Annotated in this window: 15 protein-coding genes and 1 pseudogene; 6 read left to right on the forward strand and 10 right to left on the reverse strand. The window is 74.4% G+C overall.

Features of this window, described 5'->3' with window-relative positions:
• The first annotated feature begins 245 nt into the window (after nt 1-245).
• A complete protein-coding gene (locus tag V6U82_RS08665) occupies nt 246-2,048 on the forward strand; it encodes a glycosyltransferase family 2 protein (RefSeq protein WP_334460339.1) in 1,803 nt (600 codons plus the stop codon).
• Here V6U82_RS08665 and V6U82_RS08670 read toward each other — a convergent pair.
• From V6U82_RS08670 to V6U82_RS08685, 4 genes and pseudogenes are all read right to left on the reverse strand, one after another.
• Nucleotides 1,974-2,174: pseudogene (locus V6U82_RS08670) on the reverse strand (DUF6510 family protein); the annotation flags it as partial. The gene V6U82_RS08665 and the pseudogene V6U82_RS08670 overlap by 75 nt on opposite strands.
• 18 nt (nt 2,175-2,192) lie before the next feature.
• The gene (locus V6U82_RS08675; RefSeq protein WP_121685640.1) at nt 2,193-2,951 is read right to left on the reverse strand and encodes a ferredoxin reductase; all 759 of its coding nucleotides are present in this window, start codon (nt 2,949-2,951) and stop codon (nt 2,193-2,195) included.
• Between the two features lies 1 nt (nt 2,952).
• Nucleotides 2,953-3,552, reverse strand: a complete 600-nt coding sequence (locus V6U82_RS08680) for a sulfite oxidase-like oxidoreductase (RefSeq protein ID WP_334460340.1) — start codon at nt 3,550-3,552, stop codon at nt 2,953-2,955.
• 50 nt (nt 3,553-3,602) lie between these two features.
• The gene (locus V6U82_RS08685) at nt 3,603-4,637 is read right to left on the reverse strand and encodes a TerC/Alx family metal homeostasis membrane protein (protein ID WP_128138456.1); all 1,035 of its coding nucleotides are present in this window, start codon (nt 4,635-4,637) and stop codon (nt 3,603-3,605) included.
• Between the two features lie 242 nt (nt 4,638-4,879).
• Between V6U82_RS08685 and V6U82_RS08690 the strand changes: the two genes are divergently transcribed.
• On the forward strand, nt 4,880-6,070 hold the full coding sequence (locus V6U82_RS08690) for a CaiB/BaiF CoA transferase family protein (protein ID WP_334460341.1): 1,191 nt from the start codon (nt 4,880-4,882) through the stop codon (nt 6,068-6,070).
• Nucleotides 6,071-6,086: 16 nt separating this feature from the next.
• Here V6U82_RS08690 and V6U82_RS08695 read toward each other — a convergent pair whose 3' ends face one another.
• Nucleotides 6,087-6,488: a DUF2267 domain-containing protein gene (locus V6U82_RS08695; RefSeq protein WP_128138455.1), complete on the reverse strand. Its 402-nt coding sequence runs from the start codon at nt 6,486-6,488 to the stop codon at nt 6,087-6,089.
• 178 nt (nt 6,489-6,666) lie between these two features.
• On the opposite strand from V6U82_RS08695, the gene V6U82_RS08700 reads away from it, so the two are divergent.
• Nucleotides 6,667-6,936, forward strand: a complete 270-nt coding sequence (locus V6U82_RS08700) for a DUF2795 domain-containing protein (protein WP_091427162.1) — start codon at nt 6,667-6,669, stop codon at nt 6,934-6,936.
• Between the two features lie 362 nt (nt 6,937-7,298).
• Here the strand turns inward: V6U82_RS08700 and V6U82_RS08705 are convergent, their stop codons facing one another.
• From V6U82_RS08705 to V6U82_RS08720, 4 genes are read right to left on the reverse strand one after another with little or no spacing between them, the layout of a single operon-like run.
• A complete protein-coding gene (locus V6U82_RS08705; protein ID WP_334460346.1) occupies nt 7,299-7,967 on the reverse strand; it encodes a hypothetical protein in 669 nt (222 codons plus the stop codon).
• Nucleotides 7,968-8,011: 44 nt separating this feature from the next.
• The gene (locus tag V6U82_RS08710) at nt 8,012-8,983 is read right to left on the reverse strand and encodes a pirin family protein (protein WP_334460347.1); all 972 of its coding nucleotides are present in this window, start codon (nt 8,981-8,983) and stop codon (nt 8,012-8,014) included.
• Between the two features lie 15 nt (nt 8,984-8,998).
• On the reverse strand, nt 8,999-9,835 hold the full coding sequence (locus tag V6U82_RS08715; protein WP_334460348.1) for a hypothetical protein: 837 nt from the start codon (nt 9,833-9,835) through the stop codon (nt 8,999-9,001).
• Between the two features lie 30 nt (nt 9,836-9,865).
• Nucleotides 9,866-10,207, reverse strand: coding sequence for a MazG-like family protein (locus V6U82_RS08720; protein WP_013285966.1), 342 nt, complete (start codon nt 10,205-10,207; stop codon nt 9,866-9,868).
• A 92-nt stretch (nt 10,208-10,299) separates the two neighbouring features.
• Between V6U82_RS08720 and gdhA the strand changes: the two genes are divergently transcribed.
• Complete coding sequence (gene gdhA / locus V6U82_RS08725; protein WP_334460354.1) at nt 10,300-11,631, forward strand: NADP-specific glutamate dehydrogenase; 1,332 nt, start codon at nt 10,300-10,302, stop codon at nt 11,629-11,631.
• 152 nt (nt 11,632-11,783) lie between these two features.
• Complete coding sequence (locus tag V6U82_RS08730) at nt 11,784-13,142, forward strand: alpha/beta hydrolase family protein (RefSeq protein WP_334460356.1); 1,359 nt, start codon at nt 11,784-11,786, stop codon at nt 13,140-13,142.
• A 7-nt stretch (nt 13,143-13,149) separates the two neighbouring features.
• On the opposite strand, the gene V6U82_RS08735 is transcribed toward V6U82_RS08730, so the two are convergent.
• Nucleotides 13,150-13,911: a DedA family protein gene (locus V6U82_RS08735; RefSeq protein WP_128136680.1), complete on the reverse strand. Its 762-nt coding sequence runs from the start codon at nt 13,909-13,911 to the stop codon at nt 13,150-13,152.
• A 66-nt stretch (nt 13,912-13,977) separates the two neighbouring features.
• Between V6U82_RS08735 and V6U82_RS08740 the strand changes: the two genes are divergently transcribed.
• On the forward strand, nt 13,978-14,670 hold the full coding sequence (locus tag V6U82_RS08740; protein WP_334460357.1) for a carbon-nitrogen hydrolase family protein: 693 nt from the start codon (nt 13,978-13,980) through the stop codon (nt 14,668-14,670).

Raw genomic sequence — 14,670 nt, forward strand, 5'->3', positions numbered from 1 at the left:
CGCATGAGCATCGACAACCTCGCCGACTGGATCGCCACCCGCGGCTACAGCACCAGCTAAGACATACGGCTGCACAGCAAGAACACGCGAAAGGGCCCGACCCCACCACAGGGGTCGGGCCCTTTCGCGCGTATCCAACGGCTGCCTTCCGGTCACCTCGCCGTCACGCCGGTGTCGTCACCCGGACGGCTCACTCCACCACGCTGGGTCGCGCCGGATCGTCCGGGCGACGCGAAGGAGCAGCAGTGGCAGCCGAGGAGGCGACGCACCACCCACCGACCACGCATCGCCCATCCGCGGCGAGCCGCCCCGACGTGAGCGTCGTCGTGCCGGTCTACAACACGCTGCGCTACCTGCGGTCCTGCCTCGACTCGGTGCTGCGGCAGACCATCGGGCCGGACCGGATGGAGATCGTGGCGGTGGACGACGGGTCCACCGACGGCAGCGGCCGCCTGCTGGACCGTTACGCCGCCAAGCACCCCGGCACGGTACGGGTGGTCCACCAGGCCAACTCCGGTGGCCCGGCGGCGCCCTGCAACCGGGGACTCGACCTGGCCACCGGCCGGTACGTCTTCTTCCTCGGCTCGGACGACCGGCTCGGCCCGGAGGCCCTCGAACGTCTGGTCGCCGCCGCCGACCGGTACGGCTCGGACGTGGTGCTCGGCAAGGTGGTCGGCGTCAACGGCCGGCACGTCTTCTCCGACGTGTTCGCCGGCGGCAACGCGGTCGACGTGAGCCTGTTCGACTCGGCGCTGCCCTGGTCGCTGGCGAACACGAAGCTGTTCCGGCGCGACCTCGTGGACCGGCTCGGGCTGCGGTTCCCGGAGGACATGCCGGTGCTCAGCGACCAGCCGTTCACGCTCGCCGCCTGCTACCACGCCCGGCGGATCTCGGTGCTCGCCGACCACGACTACTACCACGCGGTACGCCGGCTGGACGCCCGCAACATCACCTACCACAGCCGGGTCGAGCAGCGCCTGGTCAGCGTGGAGCGGCTGTTCGCGTACGTGGCCGACCTGATCCCCGCCGGAGCGCGCCGGGACGCGGTGCTGCGCCGCCACGTCGGGCTGGAACTGGCGAACCTGGTCGGCGACGACTTCCGGCACCTGGACCGGGCCGCGCAGGAGCGGGTGCATGCGACAGTCGCGCGGCTGGTGCGGCGGCACGTCACCGACGGCCTGCGGAACCGGCTCGGCGTCGAGGCCCGGCTACGCCTGGGCGCGGTGACCGCGGGCGGGGTCGACGACCTGCTGGCGGTCATCGAGCAGGACAGCGGCCGGGGCGTGCCGGCGACGGTGTTCGCCGGTGACCGCTGGCACGCGGGCTATCCGGGCGCCCCGGCGCGGTGGACCGACGTCACCGACGTGCGCGCCGACTGGCTGGCGCGGCTGGACGCCGTCGACGTGAGCTGGGCCGACGGGCACACGCTGACGGTGACCACGCGCAGCCCGTACCCCCGGTTCGCCGCCGAGGCCGGGCCGGTGCGGATGCTGGCCGGTCCGGTCGTGGGCGCCACCCGGATGGACGCCGGCGATCCCACCGGCCGCACCCTGCGTACGGACTTCGCGCTGGACCGGCTCCTGGCCGCCGGCTCCACCAGCGGGCAGCGCCATCCGGTGCGCGCGGAGGTGGACGGCGGCCACGGACGCGGCGGGGCGGCGGTGCGCGCACCGCGGCTCGCCGCCGGGCGGCCCCGGCTGCTGCGCCACGGTGCCCGGCTGTACGGGGTGGCGGCGACTGTCGACCCGCGCAACGGTCAGCTCGTGCTGTCGGTGGTGCCGGTGACGGTGGGTCAGCTCGTCGGGCGGCTGCGCCGGCGCGGGCGGCGCGGCCCAGGCACGGCGCAGACGTCAGGGCGCGGCCCGGCCGGGGCGCGGGTGTCAGGGCGCGGCGCGGAAACCCTGCTCGGCCGCCATGGGCACCTGGAGGTACGTGGTGCCGCGCAGGTCCAGCCAGGCCCGTTGCGGAGCGCGGACCAGCCGCACCATCACCCCGGAGCAGGCAGGGCAGCGCCCCACCAGGCCCGGGGCGTGCGAATAGACGTGTAGCCCGGCCATCGGCCCGGTCGTCCCGCAGGTGTCGCAGCGTCCGGTGGTGGCGCTCAGGTCGACCGCGAGCAACTCGCGCAGCGGCCCGTCGAGCATGTTTCCGTCCAGGTACGACAGGTCGGTCATACGCCCTCCTCGGGGTCCTCAGCCGGTCGGCCCGAACCGTTCGGTCCGCACGCGCCGGGTCGGGTGACCCAGCCCCACCAGCAGGTCGGCCACGGTCTCCACGAACCCGGTGGGGCCGCACACGTAGCACAGCGGCTCCAGGTCGGGCGGCCAGCCGTGGCTGTTCACGTCGGCCAGGCCGATCCGGTGCGGCTCGCCGCGCCAGCCCTCGGGCGCGGACCGGGTGTAGACGTACGCGACGTCGAGGCCCTGGTCGTCGCGGGCGCGGCGGCGCAGCTCGTCGGCGTAGATGACGTCGTCGGGGGTGCGCACCGAGTAGACGAGCCGGAACGGCGTGCGGCTGCCCGCGGCCCGGCGTGCGCGGATCATCGCCATCAGCGGCACCACGCCGGATCCGCCGCCCACGAGCAGGACGGGCGCGGTGTCGTCGGTACGCCAGACGAACCAGCCGCCGACCGGTCCGCGTACCTCCAGCGGGTCGCCCTCGGCGTAGGTGTCGGTCAGGTACGGCGACACCTCGCCGTCGGGCACCCGCTGCACCGTCACCTCGATCCGCTCGCCGTCGGCGGGGCCGGCCAGCGAGTACGACCGGGCGGCCTGGTAGCCGTCCTCGGCGGTCAGGCGCAGGTCGACGTGCTGCCCGGGCAGGTGCCCGGGCCAGCCGGGCACGTCCAGCACCAGCGTCTGCGCGGTGGGCGTCTCGATCCGCCGTTCGACCAGCCGGGCGACCCGCCACATCAGCGGCGCGACGCGGCGGCCCTCGGTCTGCGCTGTCACCTCAGTCGCCCTGGTAGCGCTGCTCGCGCCACGGGTCGCCGTAGTCGTGGTAGCCGGCGGTCTCCCAGAAACCGGGCCGGTCGTCGACGAGCAGCCGGATGCCGTGCACCCATTTCGCCGACTTCCACAGGTACAGGTGCGGTACGAGCAGCCGCGCGGGGCCGCCGTGCTCGGCCGGCAGCGGGGCCCCGTCGTACGTGTGCACCACCCAGGCCCGCCCGCCGCGCAGGTCGTCCAGCGGCAGGTTCGTGGTGTAGCCGCCGTACGAGTGCGCCAGCGCGTACCGGGCGCCGGTGTCGACGCCGTCGAGCAGCGTGTCCAGGGAGACGCCCTGCCAGGTGGTGCCGAGCTTGGACCAGCGGGTGACGCAGTGCAGGTCCACCGTCGGGGTGTCCTGTGGCAGGCCCATCAGCTCGTCCCAGGACCAGCGGTACTCCGCGCCGGTCTCGCTGGTCAGCACGAACTCCCAGGTGTCGAGGGAGACGCGCGGCGTCGGGCCGGCGGAGAGCACCGGGAAGTCCTCGGTGAGGTACTGCCCCGGCGGCAGGTCGGGTGCGGACGTACGGGGCCGGCCCTGGAAGCCGGGCGAGACGATTCCCACCCGTCAGTCGTACCACCGCCGGTCGCGCCGGGGCAGGGGTTCCCACCGAGTCAGGCGGAACCTCCGCCCTGCACCTCGTGCACGACGGTGCGCTTGCCGTCGCCGCTGTCGCGGGTGGCCCGCAGGCTGGTGATGGTGACGATCACGAGGATGCCGATGATCACGCCGAGCGAGGCGAGCGTCGGGATCTCCGGTACGCCCTTCCAGATGCCGTGCGCCCAGTGCAGGCCGAGCTTGACGCCGATGAACGCCAGGATGGCGGCCAAGCCGTAGCTGAGGTGCACGAGCCGGCTCAGCGCGGCGTGCAGCACGAAGTAGAGCGCCCGCAGGCCCAGCAGCGCGAAGGCGTTGGTGGCGAAGACCAGGTACGGGTCCTCGGTGATGCCGTAGACGGCGGGCACCGAGTCGACGGCGAACACGACGTCCGTGGCCAGCACGGCGACCACGACGAGCGCGAACGGGGTGAGCGCCCGCCGTCCGGCCTGCCGGATCGTCATCCGGGTGCCGTGGTAGTCGTTGACCACCGGCATGATCTTGCGGAGCAGCCGGACCGACCGCATCTTGTTGATGTCGACCTCCTGCTCGTGCCCGGAGAGGGCGTCGCGCAGCAGCTTGACCGCGGTGGCGATCAGGATGAGCGCGAACAGCAGGAAGGCGAAGTCGAGCGTCTGCAGCGCGGCGGCGCCGAGCGCGATGAACACGCCGCGCAGCACGAGGGCGCCGGCGATGCCGTAGAGCAGCACCCGCTGGGCCAGCACGGCGGGCACCGCGAACGCGGCCAGCAGCAGCATGAAGACGAACAGGTTGTCGACCGAGAGGGACTTCTCGACCAGGTAGCCGGTGAGGTACTCGATGCCCTGCTGGCTGCCGTAGCGGGACCAGATCCACGCGCCGAAGGCCAGCGGCAGGGCGATGTAGAAGGCCGACCAGCCCAGCGCCTCACGGATCGAGACCTCGTGCGGCTTTCTGGTGACCAGGAAGTCGAGCACCAGCAGGACGAGCACGCCGACGATCGTCACGGCCCACAGCGTGGGCGTGCCGACAGACGACAACCCGGCCGCGGCCAGGGGCGACAATTCGGGCATGGAGCCTCCTCGAACACCGTGTCATGTTCGAGGTCTCCTTCACCCACGTTTTCGTGGGCAACCACCCGGGGCTCGCCTCGGCGGCTTGCCGTACTGACCGGAATGATTCGTGGGAAGTACTCCCCTCGCCTGCACAAGGCTAGGTCACCGCCGGACCGGACGCCAAGTCGGGACACGGTTGATTGCCCTGGTCAACCGCTGTGCGGCGGCGGAGGGCATGGCGCCGGGTCACCCCGGCACCTATGGTGACGCGGGTGACCAACCAGGGACCACTGACCGGCGTACGGGTGATCGAGCTGGCCGGAATCGGCCCCGGTCCGTTCGCGGCGATGATGCTGGCCGACCTCGGCGCCGACGTGGTGCGCGTCGACCGGCCCGGCGGCGGCGGGTTCGGCGCCTTCCCCGGCGACCTGCTGAACCGCAACCGCCGCTCGGTGGCGGTGGACCTCAAGCAGCCTGCCGGCCGTGACCTGGTGCTGGCGCTCGTCGAATCAGCGGACGCGCTGGTGGAGGGCTTCCGGCCCGGGGTCACCGAGCGGCTCGGCCTCGGCCCGGACGACTGCCTCGCCGTCAACCCCAAGCTGGTGTACGGGCGGATGACCGGCTGGGGACAGGACGGCCCGCTCGCCCACAGCGCCGGGCACGACATCGACTACCTGGCGCTGACCGGCGCGCTGCACGGCGTGGGCCGGGCCGGTGAGCGCCCGGTGCCGCCGATGAACCTGCTCGGCGACTTCGGCGGCGGCGGCATGATGCTGGCCCTCGGCGTGGTCGCGGCGCTGTACGCGGTACGCGGCGGCGCGCCCGGCCAGGTGGTCGACGCGGCCATCGTGGACGGCGTGTCGGTGCTGGCCACCCAGATCCACGCGCTGCGCGGCATCGGCCTGTGGCAGGACCCGCGCGGGGTGAACCTGCTCGACGGCGGCGCCCCGTTCTACGACACGTACGAGTGCGCCGACGGGCGGTACGTCGCGGTGGGCGCGCTGGAGCCGCAGTTCTACGCCGAACTGGTCCGCCTCACCGGCTTCCCGCTCGACGGCGAGGACGGCGCGGCGGACGGCAGCGCCACGGACGACACGCTCGACCGGAACGATCCGGCGAACTGGCCGGCGCTGCGGGCCGCCTGGGCGCGACTGTTCCGCACCCGGACCCGGGACGAGTGGACGGAGCTGCTGGCCGGCACCGACGCCTGCGTGGCGCCCGTGCTCGACTGGGCCGAGACGCCGGCGCATCCGCACCTGCGCGCGCGGGAGGTCTTCGTGGCGCCGGACGGCGTCACGCAGCCCGCTCCCGCCCCGCGCTTCTCGGCCACCCCGACATCGGTGCGGCGCCCTCCGCCCGCCCCCGGCGAGCACACCGACGAGGTGCTCGCCGACGCCGGGATCGACACCGGGCGGATCGCCGCGCTGCGCGCCGCCGGTGTGATCGGCTGACCGCCCGCGAACCGGCTCAGCGGCGGTTCGCCGGGGCCAGCGCCGGTTCGACCATGTCCCGGTAGTCGCGCGGGAACTGGACCACGACCTCCTGGAACTCCCCGCCCCGGATCGCCTCGCGCATCGTGACGAACACCGCGCGTACCGCGTCCCGGGCGGTGTTCTCGTCGCAGTCCGCCCGGCGGGCGACCCGGGCGACGAACTCCGCCGCGCCGAACCGTTCCGCCGCCTCGTCGCGCGGATACGGGCTGAGCAGCCCCTGCAGGGGCTTCGGCAGCTGCGCGGCCAGGTCCAGCACCTCGCCGCCGGTCAGCCGCTCCGCGAACGTCTCCAGCGCGGCCCCGGTGAGCGTGGCGGCCCGGTCCTCGCTGGTGCCGGTGAGCCGGGCGACCCGGCTCACGAAGGTCAGGTAGTGCATCCGTGGTACCCCCTTCGGTGCGCCCACCGCGGCTACCCGCGACAGCGCGGCGGAAACGGCGCCGCCCACCGGCGCGACCACGGCGGCGGGATTTGCGCGCCCGCGGGCGTGAGCGGCGGCGCGACGGGTAACCGCCGCCCGGCCACGACCGCGACTACTGCCACGAGGAGCCCGACCCATGGCGAGTTACACGGATGTCCTTGAGTACCTGTCCGCGCTGGACTACCCGGCCGGCAAGGACGACGTCATCCGCGAGGCGGAACGGGAGGGCGCGCCGCCGGACGTGTTGCGGGCGCTGCGCGCGCTGCCCCCGGTGGACTACGCCAACGGCACCGAGGTGGCCCGCTCGGCCGGCATCGACGCGGCTCCCGAGGTGAGCCCTTCGCAGCGCGCGGCGCAGGCGCGGGTCGACCACCCGCGCGTGTCGCAGCACCTGCGCGGCATCTGAGCACGGCGGCGGACCGGCGGGCGACAACGGCCGCCGGTCTCTGCGCGTGCCCGGGCGGCGGGTACGGGCACCACTCGCAAGCCCGGCGGCGAGCGCGCCCGGGATCGTCGCGGGTGCGGTCGTGCGCACTCCCGTGGGCGGCCGGCACGCCCTGGACAGGCGAGCGCCCCGGGTCACGAACCGCGACCTGGGGCGCCACGCAGCACCTGTCCTCCGCGGTTCACGCCCGAACCGGGTCGCGACCGCAGAGCGGTGAGATGTTCGCCCGAACCGGGCGGGCATCGCTGCCACGATCATCATACGACGCGGCATCAGCCGAACGGGTGAGAATCGCGGAAGTGTGTCCGGGCGCACGCGTGCGCTCAGGCGGTCACCTCGGCGTACCGCCGCTCCAGGTCCACTCGCGCCAGCGCTCCGACCAGCCACGACAGTTGCTCCGACTCCCCGCTGCCGGTGAGTCCGGCGAGGTCGCCCGCGGTGCGGCCCAGCCCGAGCCGCCGGGCCGCCGCGAGCGCCCGCCGGTCGGCCACCGGCGCCGCCTCACGCCACAGCGCCTGCGCCTCGCGCAGGAACAGGTCGCACACCTCGTCGTCCACTCCGGGCAGCGCGGTCAGCAGCCGCCGTTCCTCGCCCGGCTCCTGGTGCGCGGCGGTCCGCAGCCGGCGCAGGTCACCCCGGTACGTCTCGACCACAGTGCGGGCCAGGTCGCCGAGGGTGTCGGCGATCCCGGCCAGGTCACCGCGCAGCCCGGCGGCGCGCAGCACGCGTACCCGGTCCTCGTGCCGGGAGCGGGCCATCCGGGCGGCGGTGTCCCAGCCGGCGTCGCGCAGCGCGGTGGCCGCGTCGACGGCCCGGTGGAAGTCGCCCCGGCGGGCCAGCAGGACGGCCAGGAACAGCACCTGGAACAACTGGGCCGGGTTGTTGGTCACCCGGAACCCGAAGCACTCGGCGAACCCCCGGCCGTCTCCGGCGAGCCGGCGGGCGAGCCGCTTCTTGTCCGCGACGTCGCGCGGGGCGGTCTGTGTCGGCATGCCGCCGACTACCCCGGCGACGGCGCGGCATTCGGGTACGACGGTCAGCGGCGTACGTCGCCGCCACGGTCGCGGGCCTTGAGCCGGGTGGTGGGCAGCGCGGGCGCGGGCAGCGGTGGCGCCGCGTCGTCGGCGACGACGCCGAAGCGGCGGCCGGCCATCCAGTCCTCCCGGGCGGCCACCACCTCCTCGTGCGAGCGGCCGACGAAGTTCCACCACATCACCAGCGGTTCCTCGAACGGGGTGCCGCCGAGCAGCAGCAGGCGCGTGCCCGGCTCGGCGCGCAGGGTCAGCGCGCTGCGCCCGAGGCCCAGGTAGAGCAGCGCGCCGGGGGCCAGCGGCGTGCCGTCGCACTCGGCGGCGCCGGACATGGCCAGCAGCCCGTACTCGAAGTCCGGACGCAGCGGCAGCGTGGCCGGTGCCGGCCCGCGGACCTCGATCTGCGCGCCGACCAGCGGGGTGTGCACGACCGCGGGCGAGCGTTCCCCGCCGAGGTCGCCGACGAGCACCGTGACGTCCAGGTCGCCGTCGCGGAAGCGGGGCAGGTCGGCGTGGTGGGCGAAGTCCGGGTCACCGGCCCGGGCCGGGTCGGGCAGCGCCACCCACAGCTGCACGCCGTGCATCAGCGGCGGGTGCACCAGCGGGGAACGCTCGGAGTGGGCGATGCCCCGACCGGAGGTCATCACGTTGAGCTGGCCCGGGCGGATGGGCTGCACGTTGCCGAGGCTGTCGCGGTGCAGGATCTCCCCGTCGAGCAGCCAGGTGACGGTCTGGAGCCCGGTGTGCGGGTGCGGCGGCACCTCCATGCCGGGCCGGTCGGCCACGTCGTCGGGCCCGAAGTGGTCGACGAAGCACCAGGCGCCGACCATCCGGCGCTGCCGCTGCGGCAGGAGCCGGCGCACAGTGGTGTAGCGGCCGAGCGGGACGTCGTGGCCGGGCAGCAGCACGCTGCCCGGGTCGGTCGGGCCGACGCCCGGCGGGAGCGTCTGCGCGGGCAGGGATTCGGTGCGGTCCACCGCCCGACTGTACGCTCACTCCGCGGTGACGCTCACCGCGTTCGCGCCCCCGCACAGGTCGAGGTAGAGCCGGTCGCCGGCCCGGTCCCAGCCCGGCGAGCTGACCAGGTCACCGGCGGCGATCCCGCCGCGACGCTCGTCGTACAGGGTCAGGGAGCCGGCGCCGGAGGCCACCCGCACCCGGGCCGGCGGCCCGCCGGGCACGGTGACGGTGAGTTCGCTGACCCCGCCGGTCATCCGGACGGTGAGCGAGCCGTCGAGCCGCGGCAGCAGCAGCCGGGTACGCGACGCGCCGCCGACCAGGTCGACCCCGGCGAGACGGGCCTCGCCCAGGTCGAGGCGCTGCTCGCTGACGCCGCCGATCAGCCGCAGCCGCCAGGTGACCCGGGAGTTGAGCACCACCTCGACGGCGGCCGGGCCGGGGCGGCCGTTCTCCTCGATCCGCAGCCGGACCCGGTCGCCCACGAGCTGCGGGCGCGGGGTCACGCCCGAGCCGTCCGGCGCGCCGATCCGGTAGAGGTCGTCGCCGAGGTCGGCGGCCCGCAGCGTGAACCGGGTCAGCCCGTCGACCAGCTCGAACTGGGCGCGCTGCCGGTCGCCACGGGGCGCGGCGAGGGTCTCGGCGCCGGCCACCTCGGCGGAGCCCGCCCCGCCCGAGCCGCCGTTGCCGGTGACCGGTGACGCCGACGCACCACCGGAGAAGACCACGCCGAGGCGGGCCGGGTTGGACAGCGTCACCGCCACCGCCACGGCGCCGAGCACCACCACCAGCACCGCGGCGGCGGCCAGCAGCCGGGCGCCGCCGGACCAGCGGGGTCCGGCCAGGTCGGGATCGTCCTCGGATGCGGTCATGGTCGTCCCCTCTCGCCGGTCCCCACCGGGTCATACGTCCGCGTCGGCGTCCCGGTTCATTCCCACTCCGGTACGCGAGCGCACCTTGCCGGCACACGCGGCCAGCACGGCGTGCGCGTCCAGGCCGAGACTCTCGATGGCGACCAGCGCGGTGAACGCCACGTCGGCCAGTTCGGCGGCGACCTCCTCGCGGGTGTGCGTCACGCCCTTGCGCGGGTTCTGGCCGAGCAGGCCGATCCAGGCCGCGGCGACCTCGCCGGCCTCCTCGCCGATCTTGAGGATGCGACAGGTGAGTTCGGTGTCGCCGCGGCCGTTCGCGGCGTCGAGCCAGGCGCGCGCGTCCCGCGCCGTCGTCCAGATGGTGGCGTCCACGCCGACCAGTGAACCTCACCCCGTGCACCGTTCGTATCCTGGGGCGACGCCGGCCGGAGGGCCTGCGTCCCAGGCGAGAGGAGGTGCCCGTGATGCCGGAGACCGTCGAGTCGGTGTTCGCCGGTGTGGTCGCCCGGAACCCGGGAGAGCCCGAGTTCCACCAGGCGGTCCGCGAGGTACTGGAGAGCATCGGTCCGGCCCTGGCCCGGCATCCGGAGTACGCCGAGGTGGTCGAGCGGGTCTGCGAGCCGGAGCGGCAGGTCATCTTCCGCGTGCCGTGGGAGGACGACCAGGGCCGGGTACGGGTGAACCGCGGCTTCCGGGTGGAGTTCAACAGCGCGCTCGGCCCGTTCAAGGGCGGTCTGCGCTTCCACCCGTCGGTCTACCTGGGCATCGTGAAGTTCCTCGGGTTCGAGCAGATCTTCAAGAACGCGCTGACCGGGCTGTCCATCGGCGGCGGCAAGGGCGGCGCGGACTTCGACCCGAAGGGCCGCTCCGACCGCGAGGTGATGCGGTTCTGCCAGAGCTTCATGACCGAGCTGTACCGGCACATCGGCCCGCAGACCGACGTGCCGGCCGGTGACATCGGGGTGGGCGGCCGGGAGATCGGCTACCTGTTCGGGCAGTACAAGCGCATCACCAACCGGTACGACGCGGGCGTGCTCACCGGCAAGGGCCTGGCGTACGGGGGCGCGCAGGTGCGCCGGGAGGCGACCGGCTACGGGGCGGTGTTCTTCGCCGACGAGATGCTCCGCCAGGCGGGTGACAGCCTGGACGGCAAGCGGGTGGTGGTGTCCGGTTCGGGCAACGTGGCCATCTACGCGATCGAGAAGGTGCACCAGCTCGGCGGCACCGTGGTGGCGTGCTCGGACTCGGGCGGCTACGTGGTCGACGAGAAGGGCATCGACCTGGCGTTCCTGCGCGAGCTGAAGGAGCAGCGCCGGGGACGGCTGGCCGAGTACGCGGAGCACGCGCGCAACGCGGTGGCGGTTCCGGACCGCAGCGTCTGGGAGGTGCCCTGCGACCTGGCGCTGCCCTGCGCAACGCAGAACGAGATCGGCGGCGCGGAGGCGGCGGCGCTGGTGGCCGGCGGCTGCGTCGCGGTGGTGGAGGGGGCGAACATGCCCACCACACCGGAGGCGGTGCGGATCCTCGGCCGGGCCGGGGTGCGGTTCGCCCCGGGCAAGGCCGCCAACGCCGGCGGGGTGGCGGTGAGCGGGTTGGAGATGCAGCAGAACGCCAGCCGCGACACGTGGACGTTCGGCGAGTCGGAGCAGCGGCTGCGCGAGATCATGCGGGACGTGCACGACAGGTGCTGGGCGACCGCGGAGGAGTTCGGCCTGCCCGGCGACTACGTGGCCGGAGCGAACATCCAGGGGTTCCGGCGGGTGGCCGAGGCGATGCTGGCACACGGGCTGGTGTGAGCGGTCCGCGGGACGGACGCTGACGGAGCGGTCACTCAGCGATTGACAGCCCTCGACGCCCGGCCTAGGTTCAGGGCGCTACCGGCCGGTAGGCATCCGTCCCGCGTCGTCACCCCCGTCCCGGGGTGGCACCCGTCCCCCGGGGAGCAGCGATGCAGCCCTCACCCGTCCGCCGCCGGCTGCTCGCCGCCGGCGCTGCCCTCGCGCTGGCGCTCGGCCTGACCGGCGCGGCGCCCGCCGCCGCCACCGGCCGTGACGACGGCAGCGGCCCGCTGCCCGGCTACACCATCGTCAACCCGCCGGTGCCGCCGCTCGTCGTCGGCGGGGCCGCCACCACCGTGCGGCAGGGCGTGCACGCGAACGCCGGGTACATCGTCGAGATCCCGGCGCGCTGGAACGGCGACCTGGTCATGTGGGCGCACGGCTACCGCGGTCAGGGCACCGAGCTGTCGCCGGAGCCGCCCGCCTTCGAGCTGCGGCAGCGCCTGGTGGCGCAGGGGTACGCGTGGGCGTCGTCGTCGTACGACCGCAACGGCTACGACGTGCGCTCCGGGGTGCGCAGCACCCGCGCCCTGGCCGACCTGTTCAGCCGTACCGTCCGGCGCCCGCACCGGGTGCTGATCGCCGGTGTGTCGATGGGCGGCCACGTCATCGGCCGGTCGCTGGAGCAGTACCCGGGCTACTACGCCGGGGCGCTGCCGATGTGCGGAGTGCTCGGCGACCAGGAGCTGTTCGACTTCTTCCTGGACTACAACCTGGTCGCGCAGGCGCTCGCCGGGGTGCGCGCGTACCCGACGCCGGCCGACTACCTGACCTCGGCGGTGCCCCGGATCCAGGTCACGCTCGGCCTGGCCGGGCTGACCCCGGGCGGCCCGGACACCACCAACGAGCTGGGCAAGCAGCTGCGCGCGGTCACAGTGGAGCGATCCGGCGGGCCGCGGCCGGGCGCCGACGCCGCGTTCGCGGTGTGGAAGGACTTCCTGTTCGGCATCGCCGTCAGCGAGGCGGACGGCTCCCCGGCCCGGCGTCCCGGTCAGCTCGCCACGAACCTGTTCACCCGGTACACGCCGAACCAGCCGGTGAACCTCGACGCGACGGTGCAGCGGGTCGCGCCGGAGAACCTGCGCCAGCGGCTCTCACCCGGTCTGACCGAGGTGCCCCGGATCGCCGGGCGGCCCACCGCGCCGGTGCTCAGCCTGCACGGGCTCGGCGACCTGTTCGTGCCGTTGCACATGGAGCAGGCGTACGCCCGGGACGTGGCCCGGCACGGCCGGTCCCGGCTGCTGGTGCAGCGGGCGGTGCGTACCGCGCAGCACTGCGAGTTCAGTCCGGCCGAGGCCGGTGCCGCCTGGGACGACCTGGCCCGCTGGGTCCGCACCGGGAAGCGCCCGGCCGGTGACGCGGTCACCGACCGGCGCGCGGTGGCGGCGCCGGACTTCGGCTGCCGGTTCAGCGACCACGCCGCCCGGGCCGCCGGCGCCGGCACCCGCCCGCTCTACCCGCCCTGCTGAGCCTGCCTCAGTCCTCCGCCCGGCCGTACCAGCCGCCGCGGTAGACGGTGCCCTGCGGTGTCGGCTCCGGCTCCGGCTGCGGCGGCACGTCGCCGGCGGTACGGCGGGAGCGGCGGACCCGGCTGACCACGAACCAGCACACACCGGCCACCACGGCCACGATGACGACCTTCTGGAACGTGCCCGCGTACGCCTCGACCACGTGCCACTGCTCGCCCAGGAGGTAGCCGGCGAGCACGAACGTGGTGTTCCAGATCAGGCTGCCCAGCGCGGTGTAGAGCAGGAAGACCGGCACCGGCATCCGTTCCACCCCGGCCGGGATGGAGATGAGACTGCGGAAGATCGGAATCATCCGGCCGAAGAACACCGCCTTGACCCCGTGACGCAGGAACCACGCCTCGGTGCGGTCCACGTCCTCCAGCTTGATCAGCGGCAGCCGTCCGGCCAGGGCGCGCATCCGGTCCCGCCCGAGGGCCGCGCCGATGTAGTAGAGCGCCAGCGCCCCCACGATCGACCCGAGCGTGGTCCAGAAGATGGCGCCGGCCAGGCTCATCCTGCCCTGGCTCGCGGTGAAGCCGGCCAGCGGCAGGATCACCTCGCTGGGAATGGGCGGGAACAGGTTCTCCAGGGCCACCGCGAGACCGGCGCCGGGACCACCGAGCCGTTCCATCAGGCCGGTGACCCAGCCGGCTACTCCGTCGCCGGCCGGTTCCGCGGCCCGCGAGGTGCTCACCCGGGGGACGGCGAGCAGCTGTGCGTTTCCGATCATCGGACCAACGTTACGGGGCGAAGCCGCGGACGACCACGCGTCATGGAAACCATTATCGTGTACGCCATGCGTACGCCGTTGCGGATCGCCGTCGCCCAGCCGCTGACCCGCTCCCACGACGTCGAGGGCAACGCCGCCCGGCACGCCGATGCGGTACGCGCCGCCGGCGTCCGCGTGGTGGTGTTCCCGGAGATGTCGCTGACCGGGTACGAGCTGACCGCCGCGCCGCTGGACCCGGCCGACCCGAGCCTCGCGGCGCTGCGGGCGGCCTGCGCCGACACCGGCACGCTGGCGCTGGCCGGGGCGCCGGTGCCCGGGCCGCACATCGGGGTGCTCGCGGTCGATGCCGACGGCGTGCGGGTCGCGTACCGGAAGATGTGCCTGGGTGGCGCGGAGCCGCGGCACATGCGACCGGGCCGGGAGCCGGCGGTGCTCGATGTGGACGGCTGGCGGCTGGGCCTGGCCGTGTGCAAGGACACCGGGACGCCGGAGCACACGGCGGCGACGGTGGCGCTCGGCGCGGACGCCTACCTGGCCGGGGTGCTGGAGTCGGCCGAGGACGCGGCGGTGCCGGACGAACGTGCCCGCCGCGTCGCCGCCGCGCACCGGGTGTGGGTGGTGACGGCGAGTTTCGCCGGGTCGACCGGCGGCGGGTACGCGCGGGCGGCCGGTGGTTCCGGGATCTGGTCACCGGACGGCGAGCCGGTGGTCCGGGCCGGCGCGGGCACCGGCGAGGTGGTCACCGCCACGCTGCGCTGA

Origin of the sequence: Micromonospora sp. CPCC 205554 (assembly GCF_036902745.1) — a bacterium.
Classification (GTDB): Bacteria; Actinomycetota; Actinomycetes; order Mycobacteriales; family Micromonosporaceae; genus Micromonospora; species Micromonospora tulbaghiae.

Bases quoted from the DNA above. Each gene is read 5' to 3' on its own strand.
- V6U82_RS08685 (WP_128138456.1), bottom strand. From the start codon at position 4,637: ATGCCCGAATTGTCGCCCCTGGCCGCGGCCGGGTTGTCGTCTGTCGGC.
- V6U82_RS08690 (WP_334460341.1), top strand. From the start codon at position 4,880: ATGGTGACGCGGGTGACCAACCAGGGACCACTGACCGGCGTACGGGTG.
- V6U82_RS08695 (WP_128138455.1), bottom strand. From the start codon at position 6,488: ATGCACTACCTGACCTTCGTGAGCCGGGTCGCCCGGCTCACCGGCACC.
- V6U82_RS08700 (WP_091427162.1), top strand. From the start codon at position 6,667: ATGGCGAGTTACACGGATGTCCTTGAGTACCTGTCCGCGCTGGACTAC.
- V6U82_RS08705 (WP_334460346.1), bottom strand. From the start codon at position 7,967: ATGCCGACACAGACCGCCCCGCGCGACGTCGCGGACAAGAAGCGGCTC.
- V6U82_RS08715 (WP_334460348.1), bottom strand. From the start codon at position 9,835: ATGACCGCATCCGAGGACGATCCCGACCTGGCCGGACCCCGCTGGTCC.
- gdhA (WP_334460354.1), top strand. From the start codon at position 10,300: ATGCCGGAGACCGTCGAGTCGGTGTTCGCCGGTGTGGTCGCCCGGAAC.
- V6U82_RS08730 (WP_334460356.1), top strand. From the start codon at position 11,784: ATGCAGCCCTCACCCGTCCGCCGCCGGCTGCTCGCCGCCGGCGCTGCC.
- V6U82_RS08735 (WP_128136680.1), bottom strand. From the start codon at position 13,911: ATGATCGGAAACGCACAGCTGCTCGCCGTCCCCCGGGTGAGCACCTCG.
- V6U82_RS08740 (WP_334460357.1), top strand. From the start codon at position 13,978: ATGCGTACGCCGTTGCGGATCGCCGTCGCCCAGCCGCTGACCCGCTCC.